The sequence below is a fragment of the Methylobacterium sp. DB0501 genome, assembly GCF_011043735.1.
In the GTDB taxonomy this organism is placed as follows: domain Bacteria; phylum Pseudomonadota; class Alphaproteobacteria; order Rhizobiales; family Beijerinckiaceae; genus Methylobacterium; species Methylobacterium alsaeris.
Map to the genome: position 1 here is coordinate 55,575 of NZ_JAAKGV010000026.1, position 21,379 is coordinate 76,953.

Consider the following 21,379-nt stretch of genomic DNA (forward strand, 5'->3'; position numbering starts at 1 on the left):
GAGCGGCGCACGGGCCTTGAGTCCTGGTCAAGGTGGTAGCCGCAGCGGTCCCCAGAGGAGTTCCGGCTCGGTCGACCGGCGGCGCGGCCGGCTGGCCCACGCGGCGATGGCGTCTCGGAGCGCTCCTCTCTCGGTCGGTCAGGATGAGCGCTGAACGAGGGCCTGCAGACTCGCCAGGATCGAGGCAGCCTCGTACGGCTTGCGGACCACCGGCACGTCCTTCAGTTGGGCAGGGATGTTGGCGCTGTCGCCATAGCCGGTCGCGAACAGGAACGGGACGTTGCGCCGCCGCAGCTCCTCCGCGACGGCGATCGACGTTCCCACCCCGAGGTTGATGTCCAGCACCGCGACATCCGGCGTCCGGGCAGCGAGAAGCTTCAACGCTTCCGACTCGGAGCCTGCCGTGACGACGTGCTCGATCCGGGCGTTGGCCAGGATCTGTTCGAGGCCGACCGCGATGACGAGTTGGTCCTCGAGGATCATCACGCACAGCTCGGCCAAGTCTTCGACGTCGAGAGCGGGAGGGAGAACGGACGGTACGGGCCGCGCGACGTCCCTGGCTTTGGACACCGTCAGATACCTTGCCGGGATCCTGAAGTGGCCCCGCAGCCCCTCGGGCCGGTACTCGACGGCGCTCGATCCGCCGAGATCGTAGGGGATGCTGCGGTCGATCAGAACGGACCCGAAGCCGCTGCGGCTCGGGGGACGGACCTCCGGACCGCCGCTCTCGCGCCAGGTGATGTCGCAGGTGCCGCCGGCATCGATCGTCCAGGCGACCGCGAGCTTGCCGCCCGGGCGGGACAGCGCGCCGTACTTGGCGGCGTTCGTCGCCAGTTCGTGCAACACCAGGGCCATGACGGAGTAGGCCCGCGCGTCGAGCACGAGGGAAGGCCCCGCCGTCTCGATGGCATCGGCGGCGGTGCGGTAGGGGGTCAGTTCCGCGTCGAGGAGCGCGGCGAGACTGCCGCCACCGTCGCCCCGCACGACCTAGTCGTGCGCCAGGGACAGCGCCTGGATCCGGCCCTTCAGCGTCGCGACGTAGCCTGCGAGGCTCTGGCCTTCCTCGGTCGGGTGGGCGACGAGGGCCCCGATCAGCGCGAGGATGTTCTTGACCCGATGGTTGAGCTCCTCGTTGAGCATGCGCTGGCGGACGTCCGCCTTCGACCGCTCGTCGGCCAGCAGCTCGCTGTTGTGGAGCACGACCTCGACCACGGCGGCGCGGATGGCCTCGCCGAACTGCCGGTCCTGCTCGGTCCAGGGCTGCGACTGGCAGTGGACCGTCTCCTTCCAGACGGCGAAGCTCTTGCGTGGGGTCAGGCGATCGCCGAACGGGCCGCTCTCGTAGCTCTTGTTCGGGTCGCCGGCCCATTCGAGGGTCTCGACCACCTCCCTGCGGAACAGCATCAGATAGTCCTGCGGGCGCTGCGACATCGGGATGACCAGCGCGCCGGAGACGTCGCCGGCGTAGTCCTGCGCGGGCGCATGCGCGGCCGACAGCCGGTTGGAGGCCCAGGTCCGGCCTTCCGCCACCCCCTCGGCGAAGCGCAGCAGGGCCGGGAGAGCGGGCTTGGGTGGCGTGGTGCCCTCCGAGGACCACCGCCCCCCGAGCGACATGCCGATGCCGTCGCAGGGGATCAGCGCCTTGAAGACGGTCATGCGGGAACGGAGCAGCTCCTCGACGTCGGCGGACCGGTTCGCGTCCCTCAGCAGGTCGTCGAGGAACTGGCGCGCGCGGGTCGCGGCCTCCAGCGTCTGCCTCGCGCGCATGGTCTCGATGTGCAGCGAGAAGAACTCGCCGAACATCTCGGCGGCGACCCGCTGGCCCAGCGTCAGGGTCCGCGGCGCGTAGTGGTGGCAGGCGATCAGTCCCCACAGAGCGCCGCCGACGATGATCGAGATCGACATCGAGGCGCCGACGCCCATGTTGCGCAGGTACTCGCAATGGATCGGCGAGACGCTGCGCAGGTGCGCGTGAGACAGGTCGAGGGGCTCGCCCGACAGGTCGAGGACCGGCTCGATCGGAACGGTCTTGAAGTCGGCGTCGGAGATGACGCGGATCGGGTTGCGCAGGTAGAGGGCCCGCGCCTGCTGCGGGATGTCGGAGCCGGGGAAATTCTGCCCCATGAAGCTTTCGAGGTCGCCGCGCTTGGCCTCGGCGATCACCTTGCCGGCGCCGTCCGCGCCGAGCTGGTAGATCATCACCCGGTCGTAGCCGAGCATGGCCCGGACGAGCCGTGCGGTGTCGCGAAACAGCCGGTCCGTCCTGTCGACGTCCCGGACGTGGGCGACGACCGTGCGCGCGAGTTCGAGGGGTTCGGCGACGTTGTCGCCGGCCGGCTCGAACTCGACGACGACCGTGCCCTTGAAGCGGTGGGCGGCGACGTCGAACGCTCGTCCGGACGGAAGCGTCAGGCCGAACGTCAGCGCCGGCCGGGACGCCTCCTTCGCGCGGGCCAGAGCGTTCCGGACGGCATGGGCGGCCTCGTCCCCGAGGACCGCCTCCAGCCGCAGGCCGTTCGGGTTGCCGGCCATCCCGAGCATGGCCGGCGCGTTCGCGGAATGGCGGAGCACGACGTTCGCCGCGGTGTCGCAGGCGAGCAGGCCGCCGTGGGGCTGGATGCTTCCCGGGATCTGGATCGGTTCCCGATCGCAATTGGTGAGGTCGACGCGTGGTCCAGAGATCATGGCCTGCCGCCCGTGAACGACCGGCTGGATGCGCGACCGCTTGAAAAGGTTCCGCCGGGCGAGGCACTTGCCGCCGACGTCCCCATCCCCGTTCTACGCCCCGCGCCGGTCTCCGTCATCTCGGTTCACCGGGTGAGGTGGATCCCGAGGCGAACGCCACGAGCTGGTGGTGCGGCGAGGTCGAGCCGTCGCCAGCCTCAACTCCGGTGTCGGTGGGCCGACGGGTGAAGGTGAGCCGCGGCCTGTCCACGCCCGGCCAGCCTGGCTCGGCCAAGGAGTTGCAGGCGGGCCCTCACGGCTTCGTGGGCAGCCTCCTGCGTCTTGAGGACTGCGGCTTCCCTGGGCGAGGCCGCGCGGGTGTAGGCGTAGCAGCAGGGCCGCCCCTCCTGCCCGTGGAGGTGGGGGCCCCACACGCTCGCGGTCTTCGGGTCGAGGAGAAACGTGCGGCCGAAACCATCGATCACGCGGGCTTCGGCGCCGATCCGCACCAATGATCCGGAGACCGGCCGGAGGGCGAGCAGCATCAAGACCCGGCCGGCCCGGCGCGCCCGCGCGGCCGCCTCGCGAGCCTCCTCGTCAACGCCCCGCTCCCGTGCCGCGGCCGCGGCCGCCCTCGCGAGGGATTCCTCCATCCGGTCGACCACGCCGTGCAGGGCACGGACGTTCGCGAGGGAAACGGACCACGCCTTCAGATCCGGCAGGAAGCGAGCGCCCGGGACCGTGCGGACGAGAGCCACCGCTTCCTCGTTGTAGGCAAAGCCGACCCTCACATGGTCGTCCCTCACGCTCACGAGGATGTGGCGCGTCGAGAGCTGCTGGCCGTTGTGGGCGAGCGCGGCGAGGTACGAGCGTCCCTCGAGGCCGGGAGTGTCGAGGGGGATCGCGTGCCCCTCGAACTCGGCATCGCGCAGGATCCGCTCGATCCTGGCCTGCACCTCGCGCTGTTCCTGCGCGACGGCTTCCGCGAACCGGGTCACCCGGTTGACCGCGAGCACGCCCGGGACGTGCCACGATCTCGTTGCGAGGCGGAAGCGGGCCCTTGGGAAGGTCTGCTTGAACCGGGGCAGCATCGTCGGATCGGCGTCGGAGAGTTGCACGAGGGCGCCGTCCGGGAGGGCCGTGATGGCGAAGCCGCCGATCGTCGTCATCATGGAGGTCGCCCCTTCGATCGGAGCCTCTCCGATCACGGCCGACGTCTCGCAGGCCTGGCCAAGGCTGAGTCTAGAGGAGCCCGTGGCGCCTGTATGCGCCATCCGTCATGGCGCATATCTCATTCAGCGGCGGGAAAAGGTACGCTTTGCAACAGTGAGGACGACACCGTGCCTGCGAAGGAGCGCCGTGGATCCATATGGCCACCGTCTCCGCATTTTATGGCTATCTCGGCTTCACATGGCGTATATGACTTTCTGTGGCGAACGATGGATATGCCCCATGAAAGCTAAAGTGATGCCGGACGGGCGGATGAGCCTGCCAGCCGATCTCCGGAAACGGCACGGGCTCGGCAACGGCGGCGAAGTCATCGTCGAGGATACCGGGGACGCCATCGTGCTCCGGACGCTCGATCAGGTGGTGGCGCGGGCACAGGCACTGAGCCGCAAGCTGATCGCCGGCAAAGCTGGCGCCACCGTCGAGGACTTCCTGGCTGACCGGGCCCGTGAGGCTCGAGGCGAATGACACGTTTCGTCTTGGATGCGTCTGCACTCCTAGCACTTCTGCTTGAAGAGCCTGGAGCCGACAAGGTCAAAGATGTGCTCGACCAGTGCGTCATGACGGCCGTCAACCTGGCCGAAGTGGTGAGTCACTACGCAAAGCTCGGCGCCGAGCGCCACGATATCGAGGCACTGCTTCGGCCTCTGCCAATCCAGTTGATCCCGGTCGACACGATGTTGTCCTATGACGCTGGCCTATTGCGTTCAGTCACTCTCGAAGGCGGACTGTCATTGGGGGACCGCTATTGCTTGGCACTGGCAAACCGTGAAGGCGTGCCAGCGCTGACTGCCGAGCGGCGCTGGCCGGAGATTGCGAGTGTTGCTGGTGTTAGGATTGAATTGATCCGGTGAACGACCATGACTGGCGACAATGACGATTTCTCACCGCTTCATGAACGACTGCACGCAGCCCGCCGGCTTCTGGCTGAGGCTTACGAGCGCCGCGATGTCCTCGCCCGCCAAATTGCGACCGTCGAGGCGACGGACGGCATCGGCCTCCCCGTCGATCTGATGAATGCCTACGGCGCGGCCGAGCGGGCAGTGCTGGTGGCCGAGGCTGATATGAAGGACGCGGAACACGCCCTCGCCATCGCGAGCGAACGCCTGCCGTAGCTGCTCTCGCCCGACATCGCCCACGGCTCGACCATCTCCGCGACGACGTAGGGCCGCCCTTGGGCCGCACGAGGCAGCGGGCGCTCCTCAGCCCGCCCGGGCCGACATCCTCTCCCATCATGCGGTCCCGGCGGGCGGCCTGCTGTAGAGGTCGGCGCGCGCCAAGCCATCGCCGATCCCCTGGGCGATCCGATCGTGGGCTGCGGCCTCGGTCACATCGGGGTCCCAGGTGTAGACGTCCCGATGAGCCCCGACCTGACGACCGATCTCCCGCGGCCAGCGGCCGAGGGTGATCCAGGGCCAGCCAGGCGCTGGTGGCTCGTAGAGCGCCAGGACCGGGTCGCCGCCGCTGCCCGGCCGGCTCACGGCGGCGTCCGGGCCTGCGGAGAAGTCGAAGGCACCGGCCCGGCGCGGCACGGGCCGGGCCAGGGCCGCGAGCAGAGCCTCGCGTTCCGCCGGGGTCTCGACGGCCCAGAGCTTCCAGGGTGTCTCCGCGGCGATATCGGGCGGCCAACGCCCGAGGCAGAGGTCCGGCAGCCCGGGGAGGAAGCCGCCGTACCAGACGATCGGCATCCAGGATGTGAGGGGTGCGATGGGGTCGATCATCGGGCGATCCTTCGGCGGCGTCGGGTTGTGGTGCCTCCTTGCGGCAGCTCATCCCTCGGTCCCAACGAGAAGCCGGACTGCCAGTTCGCGCGGTTCCGGTCCCGACGACAGGTCCGTCATGGCGCGGACCGCTCCCACGATACGCTCCGCCGCGGCGATCGCGGCCTCACCTCGGCTCTGTGGGCCGCTCGATCGGCGCGACGTCGCGCAGCTCGACGAACGCGACCTTCTCCGAGCGCTCGGCGCCGATCAGGCGGAGATTGACGTAGACGTGGTCGGCGAAGACGGCGCTGCACAGGCGCCAGATCACGCCCGTGCGGCCGACGCGCCGCTCCGCGCTGCCGTCCAGGGTCAGGGGCGCCCCGGTGATCCGCACCGGCTGGCCCACGCGCAGCCAGTTGGCGGCGCTGGCGACGAGAGCGGCGATCTCCTCGGCGGTGAGGCTCGCCCGCGTGGTGCGGGCGAAGGGCGTCCGGGGGTCGGCCGCGAGGCGCCGCGCCTGTTCCTCGGGGCTTAAGTCGTGGAACAACTCCACCTCGTAGTCGGGCGTCCAGGCCTGCGGCGCCGGCTGCTTGGGGGAGGCGCGGAACACCTCGATCGCCGGCCCGCCGAGCAGGTCGGGCTGGATGCCGATCAGGGCACGCTCGTACTGCGCCTGGCGGTACTCGGCCCGCCAGCGGGCGTCGCTGCCGGCCGGCAGCCGCGTCACGTCCTGGCGAACGTGGTGGGACTTCCTGGATCGTCTCGGCATGGCGCAGCCCTCACGCGAGGCCGATGCGGCGGGCGGTCTCCAGCTCGCCCGGGTCGACGTCGCCGGCGAGGCCGATATGCGTCGCGAGCGCCGCCAGCAGGACCTCCTCCCAGATCGGGAGGCCGCCGGGGCTGCGGGAGCCTTGCAGGTCGAGGTAGATGCCGGCGTCGAAACCGGCCTCGGCCCGGGCGCGGATCGCGGCGATGCCGGAGGCGAGCGCGGCGCCGTCGATATCGTCCTGATCCTGGAACGCCTCGGTGGTCGCGAGCCAACCCTCGAACCCGCGCACGAAGCAGGGCAGGCCGACACGCTCGGCCTCCTCGTGCTGGGCGTCGGACGTGGCGGAGGTGATGATAGGCTGGATGAGCATCGGATCGTCTCCCGAGAGGGAAGGTTCCTCGCCGGCCCGGATCGGAGCCTCTCTCCGGTCCTGGGAGCCGTCATCCAGGCCAGGCCCACCCTGGCTCCGGTGCGCTTTGGAGCGCTACAGCAAGGGCACCGGATCGGCGCCCCCTGCGACGTGCCCCTTCAGCCAGATGATGCCGTGATGCCAAATCTGACCGATCGCCAGCGCGTCGAGCTCGCGATCCCGGCCTACCTCCTCTACGCGCTGACCTCGGCGCCGGGCGTGTTCGTCCCGGCCGACCCGGCCCTGGCCGCTCGGGCCGAGGCCGACATCGCGGCGATGCGCTTTGACCTGAGGGCGGCCTGCTTCGAGCCGCTGGAGGACGTTTCCGAGAGGAAGAAGGGCGCTCTGCTGCGGCGGGTCGAGCGGATTGCGCGGGGCGTGATCGTCGACTGGAAGGATCGGCCGGCGCTGAGCGTGATGCTGACGCTCTGGTACGTCCTGAAGGAACTGACCGACCGCGAGGTGCTGATCCTGTGGCAGGGTTCGGCGATGGATCGGGCGACGAGCCGGCTGCTGCCGATGTTCGCGCACGGGTTCGAGGAGCAGAAGCGCGACGCCTCGGCCCAGGAGCAGGCCCGCCAGCTTCTCTCCCAGCTTCAGGAAGAGGGGCTGTACCGCTGAGGCACCACCCGCGCCTCCCTATTTTCGGGGATCGGCAGGCTCGACCGCCCTCCCCTATCCGCGGGCTCGCGCGAGGCGATCGTAACCCGTCAGGGCCGAAACCGCGCAGTGGGTTCGGGGAGGCGCCCTAGGCGGCGAGTAGAGCGCGGTCCCGCAGGGACGCGCCCTCATGCTCCGTCTTCGATCTTTCCGTTCTGCGATAGAGAACGGTGTTATTTCAAACTTCGACCCCTTATGTCAGGCTGACAGATCGACAAATTGGCCTTACCGGAGGCTGCTGGAGGCGGTGCGGCCTTAGGAGAGACGGACCGCGACGTTGAGCTTGGCCGCCTCTCACTGCCCTTTCACTGCCCTTTCCCGCTCGACGGCGAACGCTCAGCTTTGAGAAGCATTTTCGGCACCGGCTTGTCCGGGATCGGAGCCTGCGCCTCTATCACGGAAGGACGCATACAGCTCGTCAAGCTGCGAGGCCACGAACTCCCCAAATGCGGGATCGCGGTTGATAGCGAGCGTGACAGTTGCACCGCTCCGCGAGATGCGGGCCGTTGCATTCCCCCCCTGCCCTCTCCACGCCGTGGATCTTGGATCAGACTCCGTCCGCGGCGTTGCTGCTGCAAACACCCGCAGGAACCGAGCATCGCTGTCCAACGCCGCGAAAGCTTCCTCCCTGACAACTCGCTCCACGACCTTCACGCTTCCGGCATTCTCCAGGAGTTCGGCAAGGGCTAACCAGCGGCGGCGACCCGCCTTGGGAGCAGGTCCGACCGCCTGCACGATCGGTTCAGGAACTGCGCGAGCGACCGAGATCAGTTTCGAGAGTTCCCCCTTATCGGTCGAGAGAGCATCAACGATGACCGAACGCTCGAAGCCTCGATCCTCCAGCCTGCGTGCGAACAAGGCCTTCTCGATATAGGTGAGGTCCTGCCGGGCTGAGTTCTCGACGCCCTGGGCCACAACGAGTTCGACGTCGCTCAGCGTGCGGACGACAGCGCGCACGCGTTGTCCGAGTTCAGCAGCAGCCCGCAACCGCCGATGACCGTAGGCGACCTGATAGCGTCCCTGCCGATCGGGATGTGGGCGTACGAGGATCGGTACTTCCTGGCCGCGCTCCTCGATGAGCCGTTTGAACTCCGCGAAGCCGGCCTCAGTCCCCTCGAGTCGGTCACGAACGAACGATGGATCGACTAGGTCTGGCTCGAGGTCGACGATCGAAGCGCCCCTCGCAAGTGCGTCGTGGAGAGCTCGGCTCTCTTCCTCCAAGCGTCCAAGCGCTAGCCCCATCGTCCGCACGGGCCCCGCAAGCACTCTCTCGTCTAAGCCAGGGTCGCTCTCAGGACGTGAGTTGGCCATGGCCAACTCTCCGCCTTCTGCTGGCTTCGTTGCGTACAGATTCTTGATTGCGTCACGCCGCTTCACGCCGTCCTCCCCCAAACCTGATGGACGAGACCGAGGATCTCCCGATGCACGGCCTCGAGGCTTTCAACGGCACGGTCATAAGTCCCCCGCCCTACGCTACTGCGATCGAGCTCGTACAGGCTTTGCTTGGTCAGTCCTGCATCTGCGATCGCAGTGGACTTCCACACGGAAGCCGCAAGCACATCCTCACCGAATAGATTGCGCAGAAGCGCAACGATCTGACTTTGCGGGCCATCGTGCGGCTCGTGCCGGGTTACGACGTACCGGATGAAATCATGGGAAAGATCACCACCCGCTTTGCGCACCACTGTCATCAGGTCAGATGCCATCAGCAGGAACTGCGACATGGACGCGATATCCACCATCTGCGGATGGACTGTGATGAGGAGCGACGTGGCTGCGCAAACAGCTCCCAGAGTAAGATAGCCCAGTTGCGGAGGGCAATCGATCACGACCAAGTCGTAATCGTCCTGAATCGTGGCGAGCGCAGTGCCTACACGCTCGAAGAACATGCCGCCGTCGCTCCGACGAACGGTCGAGAGCACGCGCGGTGTCTCATGCTCGAACTCTGTGAGTTCGAGGTTGCCAGGAATTAAGTCGAGGCCGTCGAAATAGGTTTTCCGAACAATCTCTCGCAGTGGCCGACGCTTTTCATCGTACCGGATAGCCCCATAGAGGGTATCACCCGATCGTAAATCAAACTCTGGCTGTATTCCGAACATCGCACTGAGCGACGCTTGCGGATCGAGATCGACAGCCAGTACGCGGTAGCCCTGGAGGGCGAGCCACTGCACGAGATAAAGTGTCGTAGTCGTCTTCGCTGAACCGCCCTTGAAGTTCACACATGCGAGCGTTTGGAGCCGCTCACCGTCTCGCCGCCAGGGCACGAACGTTCGGGACTCCCTCGGGCGGGACTCCGAGAGGTAGCGACGCATCTCGTTGATCTGCCCGAGGGTATAGAGGCGCCGACCATTGAGCATGTTCGGGATTGGGCCAAGCCCGTCGAGCGAGAGCTGTCGCAGGAAACTGTCGGACACGCCCACGAGCCGGGCGGCCTCGCCCGAGGTGAACCTTCTCAGTTCCTTGTGCGCTTCAGGCGGGAAGAGTTGCTGCCGAAGCGTCTGTAGTTGCGATGAAAGAAGGCGTGCATGCCCGGACATGCGATCGTCGGACGAGGCTGACCGGGGACGGGCTTCGGCGATCGCCACGCTTATTGCCTTTCAAAACGGATTTTTCCTGCAAACTGGGCAGGATCCGTTTCAGGAAGACACAATTTTTGACGCGGTGCAAGACCTTAAAGGTTAATGGATTTCGTCGCCTTGCGACTGCGCTGTCCAAGGTACGGCGTGGCATCCAAACCTTCATACTTGCCGGAGCGACATGAAGTGGCGCCAACATCCAAGCTATTGATTATAAAAAGAATTTCAAAGTTGGCCATGGCCAACTTGCGCGCTTCGCTATTCCCCCACCCTGTCACTCGACTTCTGCCTCATCCCTCGCACCCGTCTCTAGAATTGCGAGTCGAGTTCGAGGAACTCTCCGCCGCCGGCGGTCCAAGAGCGCGAAGCGACCGCGGGAGCGGGCGACGGGGGAGCCGATTTGCGTGAGCAAATTGGGGGTGCCGTCCATCCTGGATGGACGGCACGTACCCGTGCCACGGTATCGGACCGATCCTGAGATCGGGGAGGCGGCAATGCAGCGAAGGCAATGGCGAGGATGGAAGGTAGACGAACCGACAGCATCCGGCCGCGGGAAGACGCGCTCAGGAGCGACGAGGCCTGGAGACGGGATTGCTCCGCTCGTGAGCGAGCCGCGACCGGCAAGGCACATCCTTTCCGGAAGTCCTAGAGCAGCCCGGTAGGGGAGAGGCCGGCAAAGCCGCGGGACCACGTGAGAACGATCTCGGGGAAGGCATCTATGGGTAAGGTCCAACCCGTCTGAGGGGTGTTGTTCGGCTTCGGCCGATTTGGGCATGACTCGCACGAGTGCTGCCGCGTGTGCGGATGATGGATGCCCGATTCCAGACCATCCGGGATAACTATCCAAAGAGATAACTGCAAGTTGGATATGCAATCATCATTACCCCGATCGCCAGCATTATCGCGCCTGGAAAGCCAATGACTAGCTCTAAAATCTCCTTCTTGGCCTCGGATTTCTGAAACTTCACCGCCTCCTCCCAATTCGGAAGTGCAACCACGCCGTGCTCATTCGAGTTTTCAAAGACGAACTTGTTGTGCGGTATGACGACTTTCTTCAGCATGATGTAGATCAACCAAGCACCCATCATCATGCACGGCCATCCCAGGAGCCATATAATCATCAACATCATCGCCTCTCGCCATCTCTCCCGCTACCGGCACAGCGGCTACCCGCCACTCGAACTCGCGCAGTCTTTAAAGCAAGTTCGCCGAGTTCTCCGCCAGCACGACGGCAACGATGTGTCACCATGTGGGGCCATACGAACAATCACAGGATACAGTCCAATCTCAGGGGTTTCTGGATCCGCCGGACCGGATACCCAGCCTTCGCTTCACGACTCCTCCCTTGGCTGTAGTCGCGCCCGGCGCAGGGCCTGCAGGACGGGCCCGAGGGAGTAGGTGCCGGAGCGTTTTCGCTCCGTGAGGGTCCGCAGGTAGCCGCCTGGGCTCTTGATGCGCTCATGGCGCTCGAGGATGGCCGCCAGCGTGATCGCGGCAGCCTCGGCGCCCATCGCATCCTGCGCGTCGCTCCAGGCCATGGGGCTGATGCCGAGCATCGGCCGGATTCGATCGGCCGTCTCGATCAGGTCGTGCCAGGATCGGATTCCGGAGGGCGAGAAATCCTGCACCTGAGAGCAGGCCTCGAGCACGGATCTGAGGGGATACGTCGAGCGGATCGTGGAATCGGCAGCCGGTGAACGCACGGTGTTTGAGTCAGGGACTGAGGGCGGCTTCTGCGCATCCCCGGATGCCTTTTCAATAACAGGGTCATCGGGGTTTGAACTCTGTATGTGCCGCTCGCTCTGAGCGGCACTGCCGCTCGTTTTTTTGGATTCTACACGAGCCGTCAGTGCGGCGCTCACAGCCAGGGCGAGGACCTCCAGGCCGTCGGCGAGTACCGTGACGTCGGCAGGCTCGGGCCGGCGCGGGTAGGCTGCCAGGAGTGCGAGGAACTGCGCCCGCAGCTCGTCGGCCGGCGGCTCCGAAGCGGGCTCGATGCCGTCGTCGCGATCGAGGGCATCGAGGAGCTTGGCGCAATCGCGGCGAAGCAGGCTCGCTTTCTCGCGGGCAAGACGCTGGGCGAGAACATCGGCCCGGACGGCCGCCGCCATGCCGGCGATTTCGGCCGCGCGAAGGGCGAGGGGAGTCAGGTCGAAGCCGAAGGCGCGCTCAATCTGCCCGCCCTCGCCGCGGCGGACGTAGCGCTTGCCGTTGGGGCTGTCGCGCCGGATGACGAGGCCCGCCTCGACCAGCGCCGAGAGGTGGCGGCGCAGCGCTGCCTCGGAAAGGCCGCGCGCCCGAGTGGCCAGAGTCCGATTCGACGGAAACACCACCAAATCGACGACGTCGTCCGGATCTGGAGCCAGCACGGTCTCGGGATGGAACGTCAGCAGGGCCTCGAGCACGGTGAGGGTCGCGGCCGAGAGGCCGAGCCTCTTGCGCGCCGCGGTGAGGTCGTGCAGCACGCGCCACTTCTCCGCCACGACACCGGCAGGCCGGCGGTTGGCGTCGGCCTGCGCGACAAGCTGCGCAGGCGTGAGCGATCGCGCGCCGAACGGCGCGGTGATCCGCCTGACCACCTCGCCGAGGCGGCCACTGGTGTTGGTCATACGCCCGATCCTCTCCTTGGTCGGGCCGCAACACGTCGTTCAGAGCCGCTCCGTAGAGCGGGCTCTGTCCAGGCAAAGCCTCTCCGTCACGAGAAATGCGCTTTCTCGCTTGACGCCCGGGGGCGTTCTGTGGCTTGTGAGGAGTGGTTTTGAAGCCCTCACAAATTCTATGACGGTCACTCGGCCCTCATCTCCCGGCAAGGAGGTGGGGGCCGATGGCTTTTCAGGGTCTGACTGCGGCGGCGGGTTCTCCGGGGGTTGCGATGGCTCCCGTGAGGGAGTCGGTGAATTGGCATCTCGGTTGCCACGCTCGAAAGAGTCAACCGGATTCGCCCATTGGATGTGACTCAAGCGTATTTTCGGCGCACATCTGCATCTGTGAGAGCATTCACAGCTTGTGGCGTCGGCGCTTTAGGAAGCTGGATGTCCAGCGTGAATAAGCACTCCTTGATCGCAGAGGTGATCTTGCCGCCCAGAGGCGTGCCGTCAGGGGCGGGGGCCGATGGCTTTTCCTGGATGCTGACGGCGCCGATGTTCCGGGTGGCCTTGTAGACGTGATTCGCCGATCTCGCGGGGAGAGAGAGGCTGCTGATCGCACCGGCCTGCATGGCGGCGGCGCGGAAGCGCCTTGCTGACGCGCCCGACAGCGCCTCGGGGTAGACGACGTGAATGAGGGCGGTCGCGGCGTGTCCCGATTTGCCCTCCGCGAGAGCCTCGACGCAGCGCGCGATCACGAGAGCGGTGGTGAGAGCCGATGACGGGCGGATACAGACTAGCCCGCCCGTGGACAGGGCGGAGCGCAGTTCGAAGCCCTCGGAGAGAGAGACGCTGGTCAGGCCCGCGATCTCCCGGGCATGAACAGCGAGGGCCTTGCGCCCGTTCGCGCGCGTCTCGTCCTTGAGCTCCTTGAGCGGTTTGATGGCCGCCCTGAGGGCGGCGCCATCCGAGGAGGAGAGGCGTGCAGCGCTGACCTCGTCGCCGCCGATCTCGTACTCCCCGTTGACCAGACGGCCGAGCGCGGCTTCGTCGATGAAAGCCTCGTAGAGCGAGAGCGGGTTCATCTGGTGGCGGGCGCCGAGCATCTCGAGGATCGGCATCAACGCCTGATTCACGGCGCCGGCGTCGGGCCCGAGGCCCAGATCCGTGACGGCAGAGGCCAGGGTCGAAGGCGCGATCCGCAGCGGCGGTCGCGGCACAGCCTGGAGATCGATGGAATAGATCTCGTTGTCCCGGCCGTAGGGCCTCGCCACCTCGGCGAGGCGCCCGGTCAGCATTGGCTGCTTGACACTCTGAACGACGATGGCGCCCATGCGATTGATACAGGCGCCGAGGGCGAGGCTGCAGATTGCCTGCTCCTGCCATCGCGGATCGTCGCCGTTGATGGACAGGCCTTGGACGAGGTCCTCGCGCCGAAGCCAGACTTGGCCGGTGGCGGCAAGGCCGATCGGCCAGGAAGCGTCGCCGCGCCGGCGCGTGGTCTCATCGCGGTAGCCGCGCCGGCCGAGATGGAGCGGCACACGTGCCGGCGCTCGCCAGGTGCGCCACCCGTAGGTGAAGTGGCGCAGGTAGCGGTATCCCGCGTAAGCGAGGATCGTCTCCGGCACGAACGGGGCGGCGATCGCCGAGAAGGAGAGGGCGGTCGCGATCCCGAAATGGGTCGCGATCTCTTTGGGGGTTGCGTCGTTCATCACTCAGTTCCCCTTGCCGCCATCCTTGCCGCGCATCTGCGACAGCATGGTCGCGCCCTTGCGCGAGCCCGAGATCATCCCCGCCATGGTGCGATGCGTGCGGCCGCCCGCGATCTGGTTGGGCGAGTTCGGCATGACGATGCCGGCCGCAGCCACCGCGGTGGCGTTACCGGTGCGGCGCTCGATCTGCGCCCCGATCCAGGAGAGCACGGTCTCGGGCAGGGCGCTGATCTGCCCGGCGGCCAGCATGACGATCGAGAACAGGACGACGGCGTAGACGAACAGTCCGGCGGTGCCGACCATGGCGTAGGCGATGGTTCCGTCCGGCGCGATCATCGCGAGCGCGCCGCGGAAGAAGATGTTGGTGATGTCGATCCCGACCCGCATCAGCAGGAGTGAGACGAGCAGGCCGATCACGATCAGGGGCGGCCGGAGCAGGATGCCGAGGAAGAACATGTAGCCCTGCCCGCTGTTGCCGACGAAGGAGTCGGATCGGGCCGGCATGAACTTGGTGAGCAGCCAGATCGGCACGGCGATCATCGCCTCGGCGACGACGAGGAACCAGTTGAAGGTCGCCATCAGGAAGTGGACGATCACCACGAACGGCACGAGGCCGATCAGCATGAAGGCGGCGGCGAACAGGATCGCGGCGAGGAAATACAGGAACCCTGCGGCTCCCTGGATCACTTGCCTCACCGCGTTGTCGTCACCGACCTTGAAGAACCCCATCGTCCAGTCGGTCAAGTCAAATGAAATTCCTGCAGCCGTCGACACTAATCCGAAATTGGCGATGGTCTGACCAACCTCCTGCACCTCGAGGACCGGGTCTTTCCACGTGGTGCTCTCGGGTCTGCTGATGATCGAGAGAATGCCCGAGTAGATCGCCGCCAGACCTTTCGCGAACCGGTTCGGCGGGTCGTTCTGCGCGGCGGGGTTGTCGCTCGTGACGCGGGCGATGCTGCCCGAGCCCTGGGCGGCGATGTAGCCGCCGAAGCTCGCGACGTAGGAGAGGTTGCGCTGCGCCTCCTCGGCGAGCGGCGCGTAGGCGCTGTGCCCGAAGTAGGGGATGTAGGCGTTGATGTTGGCGGGGGGCACGACCCGGATCGAGCCGGCAGCTCCAGCCGAGGCGACGAGGAGCTTGACCTGGACTAGGCTCATCGAGCGCTGCCACAGCGCGGCCGAGAGCCAGCCGTTGTCGGCGGTGTTCGAGAGGTAGTTGCGCAGCGCGGTGTCGAGCTGAGCGTTGTTGCTCTGGGTCAGGCTCTGGCTGGCGGTGTCGTAGGCCGCGTCGAGCGCGTCCTTGATGCGGCCCTTGATCGCCACGTCGTCGCGGCTGCCGGAGGTGATGGTGCTGGCGATGCCGCTCGCCGCGCCGTCGAGGCTGTTGAGCGCCGCCTGGAACGAGCGCTGGCTCTGCTGCTCGGCCAGGTCGAGGAGCATACGGGTGGTGCTGGCGTCGTTGGAGTCGGTCAGGTTGGGACTGATCTTGGTGTATTCGTGGACGATGCCGCCGCAGAGGTTGTTCGACTTGCGGAAATAGCCGTTGGCGTCGATGAAGTGGTAGGTCGTGGACCGGGCGCTGGACAGGCCCCAGAGGGCGCTGTCCGTCGTCGTCTCCGAGCGGATCGAGGCGGCATCGTCGCGACCCGACACGTTGGTGGCGTACTTCTGCAGCGCCTGGGCGCAGACATGGCCGTAGAGCCGCCCCTGGAGGGCGTCGGCGAGCTTGCCGCGCAGCGTGAAGTCGCCGAGTTGCTGGCTCGGCTGGGCGAGCGTGCCGTACATGCCGGTGAGCTGGGTGCCGGCGACGCGGGTCCAGAGGGTGTCGCCGAACCCGGAGCCCCAGACGGCGATCTGCACCACCAGGATCTGCACGAGCGACAGGCCGCTCTTGATCGGCAGGCTGAGGATGGCGCCGGTGATCACCCGCAGCAGGGTGTACCTGGCGCTCGATCCGCGCCCGAACGCCTCGCCGTCGTTGGCCGTGTCGGCGACGAGCGAGTAGAGCAGGTAGCAGGCGAGGATCGTCGCGACGATCAGGCAGCCGACGTTGAAATACCCCAACGCGACGGTGAGCGGCCGGTCGTCGGTGCAGGTGGCGGCGGTCCAGACGCCGTCGACCACGCAGCCGAGCAATTTGCGCAGGTTCACCAGCGCCAGGTCGTTCTGGACCGGCGTGAAGATCTCCTTGCCCGTGGTCTGGGCCTGGGCGGCCGTCGCGGCAAGGAGGGCGAGGCTGCCGGCGGCGGCCAGGATCCTGGCGAGGCGGCCGGCGGGCGAGATCCTGCGGAGCATGGGCGCCTCTACAGGTTGCCGCCGGCCTGCACGGCCAGGATGGTGCCGAACAAGGCCGCGATACGGGCCTGCTGCTCGATGAGCTGCTGGCGCAGCGCCAGCGCCATCGAGCGCATGCGGGTGAGCTCGATGAGCAGCCCGTGCTCGGACTGGCCGGCGAGCCCGGCCGACCACGCCTCATATTGCGGACCGCCGCCGTACTGGCCGATCAGCGCGTCGAGCTGGGCGAGCGGGGAGGGGGCGGCACTTCCGACCTCGTGCCCCTCGGCCGAGGACATCGCCCGCACGGCGCTGAGCGAGACGAGGGCGGGCGAGCGCAGGGCCTCGACTCGGCGCGCCTTGAGCATCATCAGGTCGGCCTCGGCGCCCGGCATCGCCGCCGTCGGCTTGGGCATCGGCAGGCCGGCCATGGCCTGGATCACCGCCTTGCGGTCGTCGTCGCTGGCGGCCGGATCGAGGAGTACCGCCGCGTCCGTCCTGGTCGGATCCTGCAGCCGGTCGCGGGTCGCCTGGGGGAGGGGGGTGTTCTTGCCCGGCGCCACGTCGAGGCCACGATAGGTCTCCCGGCCGGTCATGGTGATGGTGCCCATGGCCCGGTTGGTCGCGTTCATCAGGTCGATCGAGCCGCAGGCGTTCACCCCCTGGCCGGTGTCGATCGCATACTGCTCGCGGGCATCCACCAGGGCGCGGCGCTGGGCGACCTGGGACAGGGTGGCGGCCACGGCCTGCTGGGTGTTGCTGACGAGGTTGACCTCGCGCGCGCCGTTGGTCGAGGTCTGGGCCGTCTGCACCTTCATCGCCGAGAGCAGCATCTCCAGGGTGAGGCTGCGCTGCGTGGCGACGGTGGTGCCCATGGTGGTCACCCGGGCGGTCAGGGTGGTGGTGGCGCTGTTGTGGCCCGCGATCCAGATCGGATCGGCCACGAAGCAGCTCTGCGCCACCGCCGGCGCGGCGACGGCAAGGCTGAGGGCGGCGACGGACGCGGCGAGGAGAGCCGGCTTCATCATGGCGTCTGGAAGCTCGCTGGGGTGGAGGGCCGGCGGCCGGGCGCGGGGACGCTGTTCGTGATGCGGGCGTTGACCATGGCGAGCAGCAGCGCCGCGGCCGTGGCCTCGGTGCGCATGCCGCGCTTGATCTGGTGGGAGAGGAGGGCGAGGTTGGCCGCCTCCATCCGCACCGCGTCCTGGATGATGCCGCGGTCGTGCTGGCCGGCGACGCCGGCGGCCCACGCCGCGCCGCCGTCGTTGCCCTGCCAGTGCGTGGAGAGGGCCCGGGCCTTCGCGACCGGGCCGTCGGCCCGGTAGTCGGCGGCGATGTCGGCGAGCACGACCGCCGTCATCGAGCGGTAGGTGTCCCGGCCGGTCTTCTCCAGCTTGGCGAGATCGGTGGTGGCGGTCGTGGCGCCGATCCGCGGCTGCGGGTCGGGCGGACCGACGATCGCGTTGATGAACTTCGAGGCGGCCGCGGCGTCGCCGCTGTAGAGCGAGGCCCCGTCCGGCGCGTCACCGGATTTCACGTCGGCGACCCAATCCTTCGGGTCGGCGTAGCGGCCGGGCTGGGCCCGGACCGGCGTGACGATCTGCCGGCGGACAGCAGGGGAGCCCGTCATCGCGGTATAGAGCGCCTGGGCCTTGGTGTTCGACCCGCACGGGTCGTAGCCGACCGAGCCGTAGCGGTGGGCGGCGAGCGCCACGGCCTGGCGCTGTTCCTGCGTGACCACGGTGGTAGCCAGCGCCTCGCTCGAGGCGCGGAAGCCGTTGCTGACCTGATCGGAGCCGGCAGCAGACTGGGCCGTCAACACCTTGACGGCGGACAGGAGCCGCGCCCGCTCGGCGATTTCCTGTGCGACCAGGGCGGCCTCGGTGGTGGTGATCGCGCCCGCGATCGCCGTGGTCAGGGCGGTGGTCGCGCCGTTCACGCGGTACTCGACCCCGAAGCAGGTCTGGGCCTCGGCCGGGATGACGCCGCCGATCGCCGCGACGATGGCGCCGAGTCCGGTGAGGGCAATGGCGGTGCGACGCGTCATGGCGTGCTGCCCTGGCGGCTGTCACCGCCCATGCCGCCGACGAGGACGCCGACGAGGTTGGCGCGAGCCCCGCTCATGATCGCGCCCTGGCGCCGGGCCTGGACGAAGGCGGCATCCTCCTCCGCGTTGGTGGGGGTGGGTTTCACCGTGGGTAGCGGGGCAACGGTGTCGAGGTAGTCGGCCGCCGTCATCACCTCCTCGGCGCCGTAATCACGGTTGAACAGCCAGGGCGCGGCGTCGGAGTCGCCCGCGCCGTAGCCGCCTGGCTTGGCGCCGGTGCACCAGCCCGTGGCCTGCTCGGAGGGCGAGCAGTAGAAGGTCCGACGCTGCTCGAGCGTGTCGCCCATGCGCGCGGCGGCGTCCCCACCGCTGGTCAGCCAGCGCTGGTCGGCCTGGCGGAATGCCTGGCGGACCGCCGCTGCCGATGTCGCGCTGTCCCGCTCGTCCGAGAGGCCCTGCGCAATCGAGCAGGCGGCGTAGCCGGTGCCGGTATCGTAGCCGTACTGGTGCTGGGCCCGGGCGAGGCGCAGGGCGTTGTCCTGGCTCACCAGAGTCGAGGCCGCGGCCTCGGCCGCCGCCTTGTGGCCGTTGGTGGTCTGGAGCGCGGTGGCGCTCGACTGCGCCCCGGACACCTTCATGCCGGACAACAGCCGCTGCAGGGAGATCTCCCATTGCGGGAAGAGCCCCTGCGCCTGGGCCGGGACTGTCAGCGCGGTGGCGAGGACGGCGCATGCCGGAAGGAGGGGGGAGAGCTGGCGCATCACGGCCGGCCCTCCACGGGACGCGCGTCGAGGGCGTAGAGGGCGACGAGCTGGGCGAGCGCGGCGTCAATCTGCGCGTCGTAGTCGAAGGTGTTGGCGGTCAGCTCGGTCGCGTTCATGCGGGCGAGCTCGATGTAGAGGCTGCGGTTGGGTTGGTTGGCCACCTTCACCGCATGGTCCTCGGATCCGCTGGCCTTCTCGGCAGCGCTGGCGATCGCTTTCTGCTGCGACTGGGTGTCGGAGCGCGACACGGTCTCGCTGGCAGCGCCCTCGTTGGCCCCTGGTGCACAGGTCTTCGGCAGCGTCGTGTCGCGTGGTCCGCCCGCCATGTCCGGGTACTTGTTTGAGATCGGGATCTGGCGCGGCAGGAAAGGTTCCGGGTTGACGAAGTACCAGGCCTGCGGAAGGGCTTCCTTGATCGCGTCGCCGGTCAATGGGCTCGTCGATTTACGTGAACCCTCGCGCCAGACCCGACCATTGGTTCCGGTGGTGGAGAGTGTACTACCCTTGAGGAGCGCGCCGAGATGAAGGTGTGGGGCACAGCTATCCATGCCCTTGCACCCCATCGTACCGACCTGATCGCCGGCCGCGAGCTGACCGGACTGCCCGTCTTTGAGCGTTGTCGTGTTCATGTGTAGATAGAAGAAACGTGTGTCTCCAGAGACCACGTCGGCAATGACACCCCCGCCACCGAAATGGCGATATCGAACACTTCCCGCCGATCCAGAATAGATCGGCGTTCCTGCCCCCTCACTGTTTACGATATCCATGCCCTGGTGATAGCCGGCCGACGCACCAGGGCGGCCGGTCCTGTCGACACCATAAGGGGAAGACACACGCTGACCAGCCGGCTTCATAATATCGGCTGTAAGGCAGGTTCCCGCGACAGCTTGACTGCTGGACAAAACAGCGGCCAAAATCGTTGAAAGAAGCGAACCATGTCGTTTCATTTCACACCTCCCGCCGAGGCGCAAAGCTCGTGAGGGGTATTGTTAAACAAGATCTTGGTAGGACCTTTCACGATCAGAGTGAAAGAGTCTTCGTCTTCATCGCCCTGAATCAGATATTCATCAGGAATTGATTTATCATATTCGCATGTAGCGAAGACTCTAATGTATCGACCGTCCTTCTTGATTTTTTTGACCGGGCAGCGTCCCTCCCCGCCTCCGATTCGTTTGACCACACGGTTAGGCTCGATCTTCAAGAAGGGCGGACTGCAATCGAGGCCGTGATTGGACGAATGACCCCATTCACCCACTGGCAGGGAGAGCTTCTCGGCCTGCGCAGAGCCAACGGCTGACAGGAACAGGGTCGCGGAGAGAAGAGCTACACGGCGGATCATTGGAACATCTCCCCGAAGCCGCCGCTGGACGGCACGGGTTTCGTGAGCCCGGGCGTGGAGGCCGACGGAGCCACCTCCGGCTGGACGACGACGGGCGCGGGGGTTTGCGGGGCCTGGGTCAGATTGAGCGCCGAGCCGAAGGCCGAGTTCTGGACGTGGTTGTAGGAGCCGAGCCCGGTGATGCTCGGCAGCGTGATCGGCGAGATCGAGCCGTTGAGCTGCCGGAACAGGTCGCCCGAGATCGAGCTCTGGAAGCTCGTCATCTGCTGGTTGATGCTGCGGATCGTGTCCCGGAGCTGATCGTCGAGGATCTGGCAGACCTGCCGCTTGGCCGCGTCGATCACGGACGAGATCAGGTTCTGCGCCGCGCCCGTCAGGAAGCCGCTGAGATCCGGGATCAGGTTCGACAGGTCGAAGCGCTTCAGGAGATCGCCGGCGATGCAGGAGTTCGGGCCGTTGAAGAAGCTCGACGGATTGACCTTGGCCGCGTCGATCAGGGCGATCTGACGCTGCACGGCGGCATCGGCCGCCTGGCGCACCAGGCAGTTGTTCCCGCTCGTCTGGGCCGCGGCCGGAGCGGCGCCGGCGAGCGCGAGCCCGCCGGCGAGGACGACGCGGCGCAAGCCAGTTCGCATCCGGATCCGGAGCGG

Annotated in this window: 20 protein-coding genes and 1 pseudogene; 4 read left to right on the forward strand and 17 right to left on the reverse strand. The window is 67.1% G+C overall.

Annotation, left to right across the window (positions count from 1 at the left end; genetic code table 11):
* Window positions 1-138: 138 nt before the first annotated feature.
* Window positions 139-2,685: pseudogene (locus tag G4G93_RS29745) on the reverse strand (HWE histidine kinase domain-containing protein).
* Between the two features lie 197 nt (window positions 2,686-2,882).
* The gene (locus G4G93_RS29750; protein ID WP_165090177.1) at window positions 2,883-3,836 is read right to left on the reverse strand and encodes a hypothetical protein; all 954 of its coding nucleotides are present in this window, start codon (window positions 3,834-3,836) and stop codon (window positions 2,883-2,885) included.
* 310 nt (window positions 3,837-4,146) lie between these two features.
* Here G4G93_RS29750 and G4G93_RS29755 point away from each other — a divergent pair, with 310 nt between their 5' ends.
* From G4G93_RS29755 to G4G93_RS29765, 3 genes are read left to right on the forward strand one after another with little or no spacing between them, the layout of a single operon-like run.
* Entirely contained in the window at window positions 4,147-4,359 is a 213-nt protein-coding gene (locus G4G93_RS29755; protein WP_165090180.1) for an AbrB/MazE/SpoVT family DNA-binding domain-containing protein, read from the forward strand.
* On the forward strand, window positions 4,356-4,745 hold the full coding sequence (locus G4G93_RS29760; protein ID WP_165090184.1) for a type II toxin-antitoxin system VapC family toxin: 390 nt from the start codon (window positions 4,356-4,358) through the stop codon (window positions 4,743-4,745). Before G4G93_RS29755 ends, G4G93_RS29760 begins: the two co-directional genes overlap by 4 nt.
* 6 nt (window positions 4,746-4,751) lie before the next feature.
* Window positions 4,752-5,006: a hypothetical protein gene (locus tag G4G93_RS29765; protein WP_165090186.1), complete on the forward strand. Its 255-nt coding sequence runs from the start codon at window positions 4,752-4,754 to the stop codon at window positions 5,004-5,006.
* A gap of 117 nt (window positions 5,007-5,123) precedes the next feature.
* Here G4G93_RS29765 and G4G93_RS29770 read toward each other — a convergent pair whose 3' ends face one another.
* From G4G93_RS29770 to G4G93_RS29780, 3 genes are all read right to left on the reverse strand, one after another.
* The gene (locus tag G4G93_RS29770) at window positions 5,124-5,612 is read right to left on the reverse strand and encodes a hypothetical protein (RefSeq protein ID WP_165090189.1); all 489 of its coding nucleotides are present in this window, start codon (window positions 5,610-5,612) and stop codon (window positions 5,124-5,126) included.
* Between the two features lie 166 nt (window positions 5,613-5,778).
* The gene (locus tag G4G93_RS29775) at window positions 5,779-6,363 is read right to left on the reverse strand and encodes a hypothetical protein (RefSeq protein ID WP_246737103.1); all 585 of its coding nucleotides are present in this window, start codon (window positions 6,361-6,363) and stop codon (window positions 5,779-5,781) included.
* Between the two features lie 10 nt (window positions 6,364-6,373).
* A complete protein-coding gene (locus tag G4G93_RS29780; RefSeq protein WP_165090191.1) occupies window positions 6,374-6,733 on the reverse strand; it encodes a hypothetical protein in 360 nt (119 codons plus the stop codon).
* A 177-nt stretch (window positions 6,734-6,910) separates the two neighbouring features.
* Between G4G93_RS29780 and G4G93_RS29785 the strand changes: the two genes are divergently transcribed.
* Complete coding sequence (locus tag G4G93_RS29785; protein ID WP_165090194.1) at window positions 6,911-7,393, forward strand: hypothetical protein; 483 nt, start codon at window positions 6,911-6,913, stop codon at window positions 7,391-7,393.
* Window positions 7,394-7,768: 375 nt separating this feature from the next.
* Here G4G93_RS29785 and repB read toward each other — a convergent pair whose 3' ends face one another.
* The 12 genes from repB to G4G93_RS29845 all read right to left on the reverse strand — a co-directional run bounded on the left by repB (window position 7,769) and on the right by G4G93_RS29845 (window position 21,352).
* Complete coding sequence (repB, locus tag G4G93_RS29790) at window positions 7,769-8,809, reverse strand: plasmid partitioning protein RepB (protein WP_165090196.1); 1,041 nt, start codon at window positions 8,807-8,809, stop codon at window positions 7,769-7,771.
* A complete protein-coding gene (gene repA, locus G4G93_RS29795; protein ID WP_246737111.1) occupies window positions 8,806-9,969 on the reverse strand; it encodes a plasmid partitioning protein RepA in 1,164 nt (387 codons plus the stop codon). The genes repB and repA overlap by 4 nt, the downstream gene beginning before the upstream one ends.
* Before the next feature lie 878 nt (window positions 9,970-10,847).
* Window positions 10,848-11,099: a hypothetical protein gene (locus G4G93_RS29800; RefSeq protein ID WP_165090199.1), complete on the reverse strand. Its 252-nt coding sequence runs from the start codon at window positions 11,097-11,099 to the stop codon at window positions 10,848-10,850.
* Between the two features lie 240 nt (window positions 11,100-11,339).
* Window positions 11,340-12,617: a plasmid replication protein RepC gene (repC, locus tag G4G93_RS29805; protein WP_206290101.1), complete on the reverse strand. Its 1,278-nt coding sequence runs from the start codon at window positions 12,615-12,617 to the stop codon at window positions 11,340-11,342.
* Between the two features lie 347 nt (window positions 12,618-12,964).
* Window positions 12,965-14,305: a hypothetical protein gene (locus G4G93_RS29810; RefSeq protein WP_165090201.1), complete on the reverse strand. Its 1,341-nt coding sequence runs from the start codon at window positions 14,303-14,305 to the stop codon at window positions 12,965-12,967.
* 3 nt (window positions 14,306-14,308) lie between these two features.
* Window positions 14,309-16,600 carry a DotA/TraY family protein gene (locus G4G93_RS29815; protein ID WP_165090204.1) on the reverse strand — a complete coding sequence of 764 codons (2,292 nt, stop codon included), beginning with the start codon at window positions 16,598-16,600 and terminating at the stop codon, window positions 14,309-14,311.
* An 8-nt stretch (window positions 16,601-16,608) separates the two neighbouring features.
* Window positions 16,609-17,607 (reverse strand): hypothetical protein, encoded by a 999-nt coding sequence (locus G4G93_RS29820; RefSeq protein ID WP_165090206.1) that lies wholly within the window; start codon window positions 17,605-17,607, stop codon window positions 16,609-16,611.
* Entirely contained in the window at window positions 17,604-18,626 is a 1,023-nt protein-coding gene (locus G4G93_RS29825) for a hypothetical protein (RefSeq protein WP_165090208.1), read from the reverse strand. The genes G4G93_RS29820 and G4G93_RS29825 overlap by 4 nt, the downstream gene beginning before the upstream one ends.
* Window positions 18,623-19,387 carry a hypothetical protein gene (locus G4G93_RS29830; RefSeq protein ID WP_165090211.1) on the reverse strand — a complete coding sequence of 255 codons (765 nt, stop codon included), beginning with the start codon at window positions 19,385-19,387 and terminating at the stop codon, window positions 18,623-18,625. The genes G4G93_RS29825 and G4G93_RS29830 overlap by 4 nt, the downstream gene beginning before the upstream one ends.
* On the reverse strand, window positions 19,387-20,337 hold the full coding sequence (locus G4G93_RS29835) for a M23 family metallopeptidase (protein WP_165090213.1): 951 nt from the start codon (window positions 20,335-20,337) through the stop codon (window positions 19,387-19,389). The genes G4G93_RS29830 and G4G93_RS29835 overlap by 1 nt, the downstream gene beginning before the upstream one ends.
* Window positions 20,334-20,729: a hypothetical protein gene (locus G4G93_RS29840; RefSeq protein ID WP_165090215.1), complete on the reverse strand. Its 396-nt coding sequence runs from the start codon at window positions 20,727-20,729 to the stop codon at window positions 20,334-20,336. The genes G4G93_RS29835 and G4G93_RS29840 overlap by 4 nt, the downstream gene beginning before the upstream one ends.
* The gene (locus G4G93_RS29845; protein ID WP_246737104.1) at window positions 20,726-21,352 is read right to left on the reverse strand and encodes a hypothetical protein; all 627 of its coding nucleotides are present in this window, start codon (window positions 21,350-21,352) and stop codon (window positions 20,726-20,728) included. The genes G4G93_RS29840 and G4G93_RS29845 overlap by 4 nt, the downstream gene beginning before the upstream one ends.
* Between the last annotated feature and the right edge of the window lie 27 nt (window positions 21,353-21,379).

Bases quoted from the DNA above. Each gene is read 5' to 3' on its own strand.
- G4G93_RS29825 (WP_165090208.1), bottom strand. From the start codon at position 18,626: ATGACGCGTCGCACCGCCATTGCCCTCACCGGACTCGGCGCCATCGTC.
- G4G93_RS29800 (WP_165090199.1), bottom strand. From the start codon at position 11,099: ATGATGATGGGTGCTTGGTTGATCTACATCATGCTGAAGAAAGTCGTC.
- G4G93_RS29765 (WP_165090186.1), top strand. From the start codon at position 4,752: ATGACTGGCGACAATGACGATTTCTCACCGCTTCATGAACGACTGCAC.
- G4G93_RS29810 (WP_165090201.1), bottom strand. From the start codon at position 14,305: ATGAACGACGCAACCCCCAAAGAGATCGCGACCCATTTCGGGATCGCG.
- G4G93_RS29820 (WP_165090206.1), bottom strand. From the start codon at position 17,607: ATGATGAAGCCGGCTCTCCTCGCCGCGTCCGTCGCCGCCCTCAGCCTT.
- G4G93_RS29785 (WP_165090194.1), top strand. From the start codon at position 6,911: ATGCCAAATCTGACCGATCGCCAGCGCGTCGAGCTCGCGATCCCGGCC.
- G4G93_RS29750 (WP_165090177.1), bottom strand. From the start codon at position 3,836: ATGATGACGACGATCGGCGGCTTCGCCATCACGGCCCTCCCGGACGGC.
- G4G93_RS29760 (WP_165090184.1), top strand. From the start codon at position 4,356: ATGACACGTTTCGTCTTGGATGCGTCTGCACTCCTAGCACTTCTGCTT.
- G4G93_RS29775 (WP_246737103.1), bottom strand. From the start codon at position 6,363: ATGCCGAGACGATCCAGGAAGTCCCACCACGTTCGCCAGGACGTGACG.
- G4G93_RS29780 (WP_165090191.1), bottom strand. From the start codon at position 6,733: ATGCTCATCCAGCCTATCATCACCTCCGCCACGTCCGACGCCCAGCAC.
- G4G93_RS29770 (WP_165090189.1), bottom strand. From the start codon at position 5,612: ATGATCGACCCCATCGCACCCCTCACATCCTGGATGCCGATCGTCTGG.
- repA (WP_246737111.1), bottom strand. From the start codon at position 9,969: ATGTCCGGGCATGCACGCCTTCTTTCATCGCAACTACAGACGCTTCGG.
- G4G93_RS29815 (WP_165090204.1), bottom strand. From the start codon at position 16,600: ATGCTCCGCAGGATCTCGCCCGCCGGCCGCCTCGCCAGGATCCTGGCC.
- G4G93_RS29830 (WP_165090211.1), bottom strand. From the start codon at position 19,387: ATGCGCCAGCTCTCCCCCCTCCTTCCGGCATGCGCCGTCCTCGCCACC.
- repC (WP_206290101.1), bottom strand. From the start codon at position 12,617: ATGACCAACACCAGTGGCCGCCTCGGCGAGGTGGTCAGGCGGATCACC.
- G4G93_RS29840 (WP_165090215.1), bottom strand. From the start codon at position 20,729: ATGATCCGCCGTGTAGCTCTTCTCTCCGCGACCCTGTTCCTGTCAGCC.
- G4G93_RS29755 (WP_165090180.1), top strand. From the start codon at position 4,147: ATGAGCCTGCCAGCCGATCTCCGGAAACGGCACGGGCTCGGCAACGGC.
- G4G93_RS29835 (WP_165090213.1), bottom strand. From the start codon at position 20,337: ATGAAACGACATGGTTCGCTTCTTTCAACGATTTTGGCCGCTGTTTTG.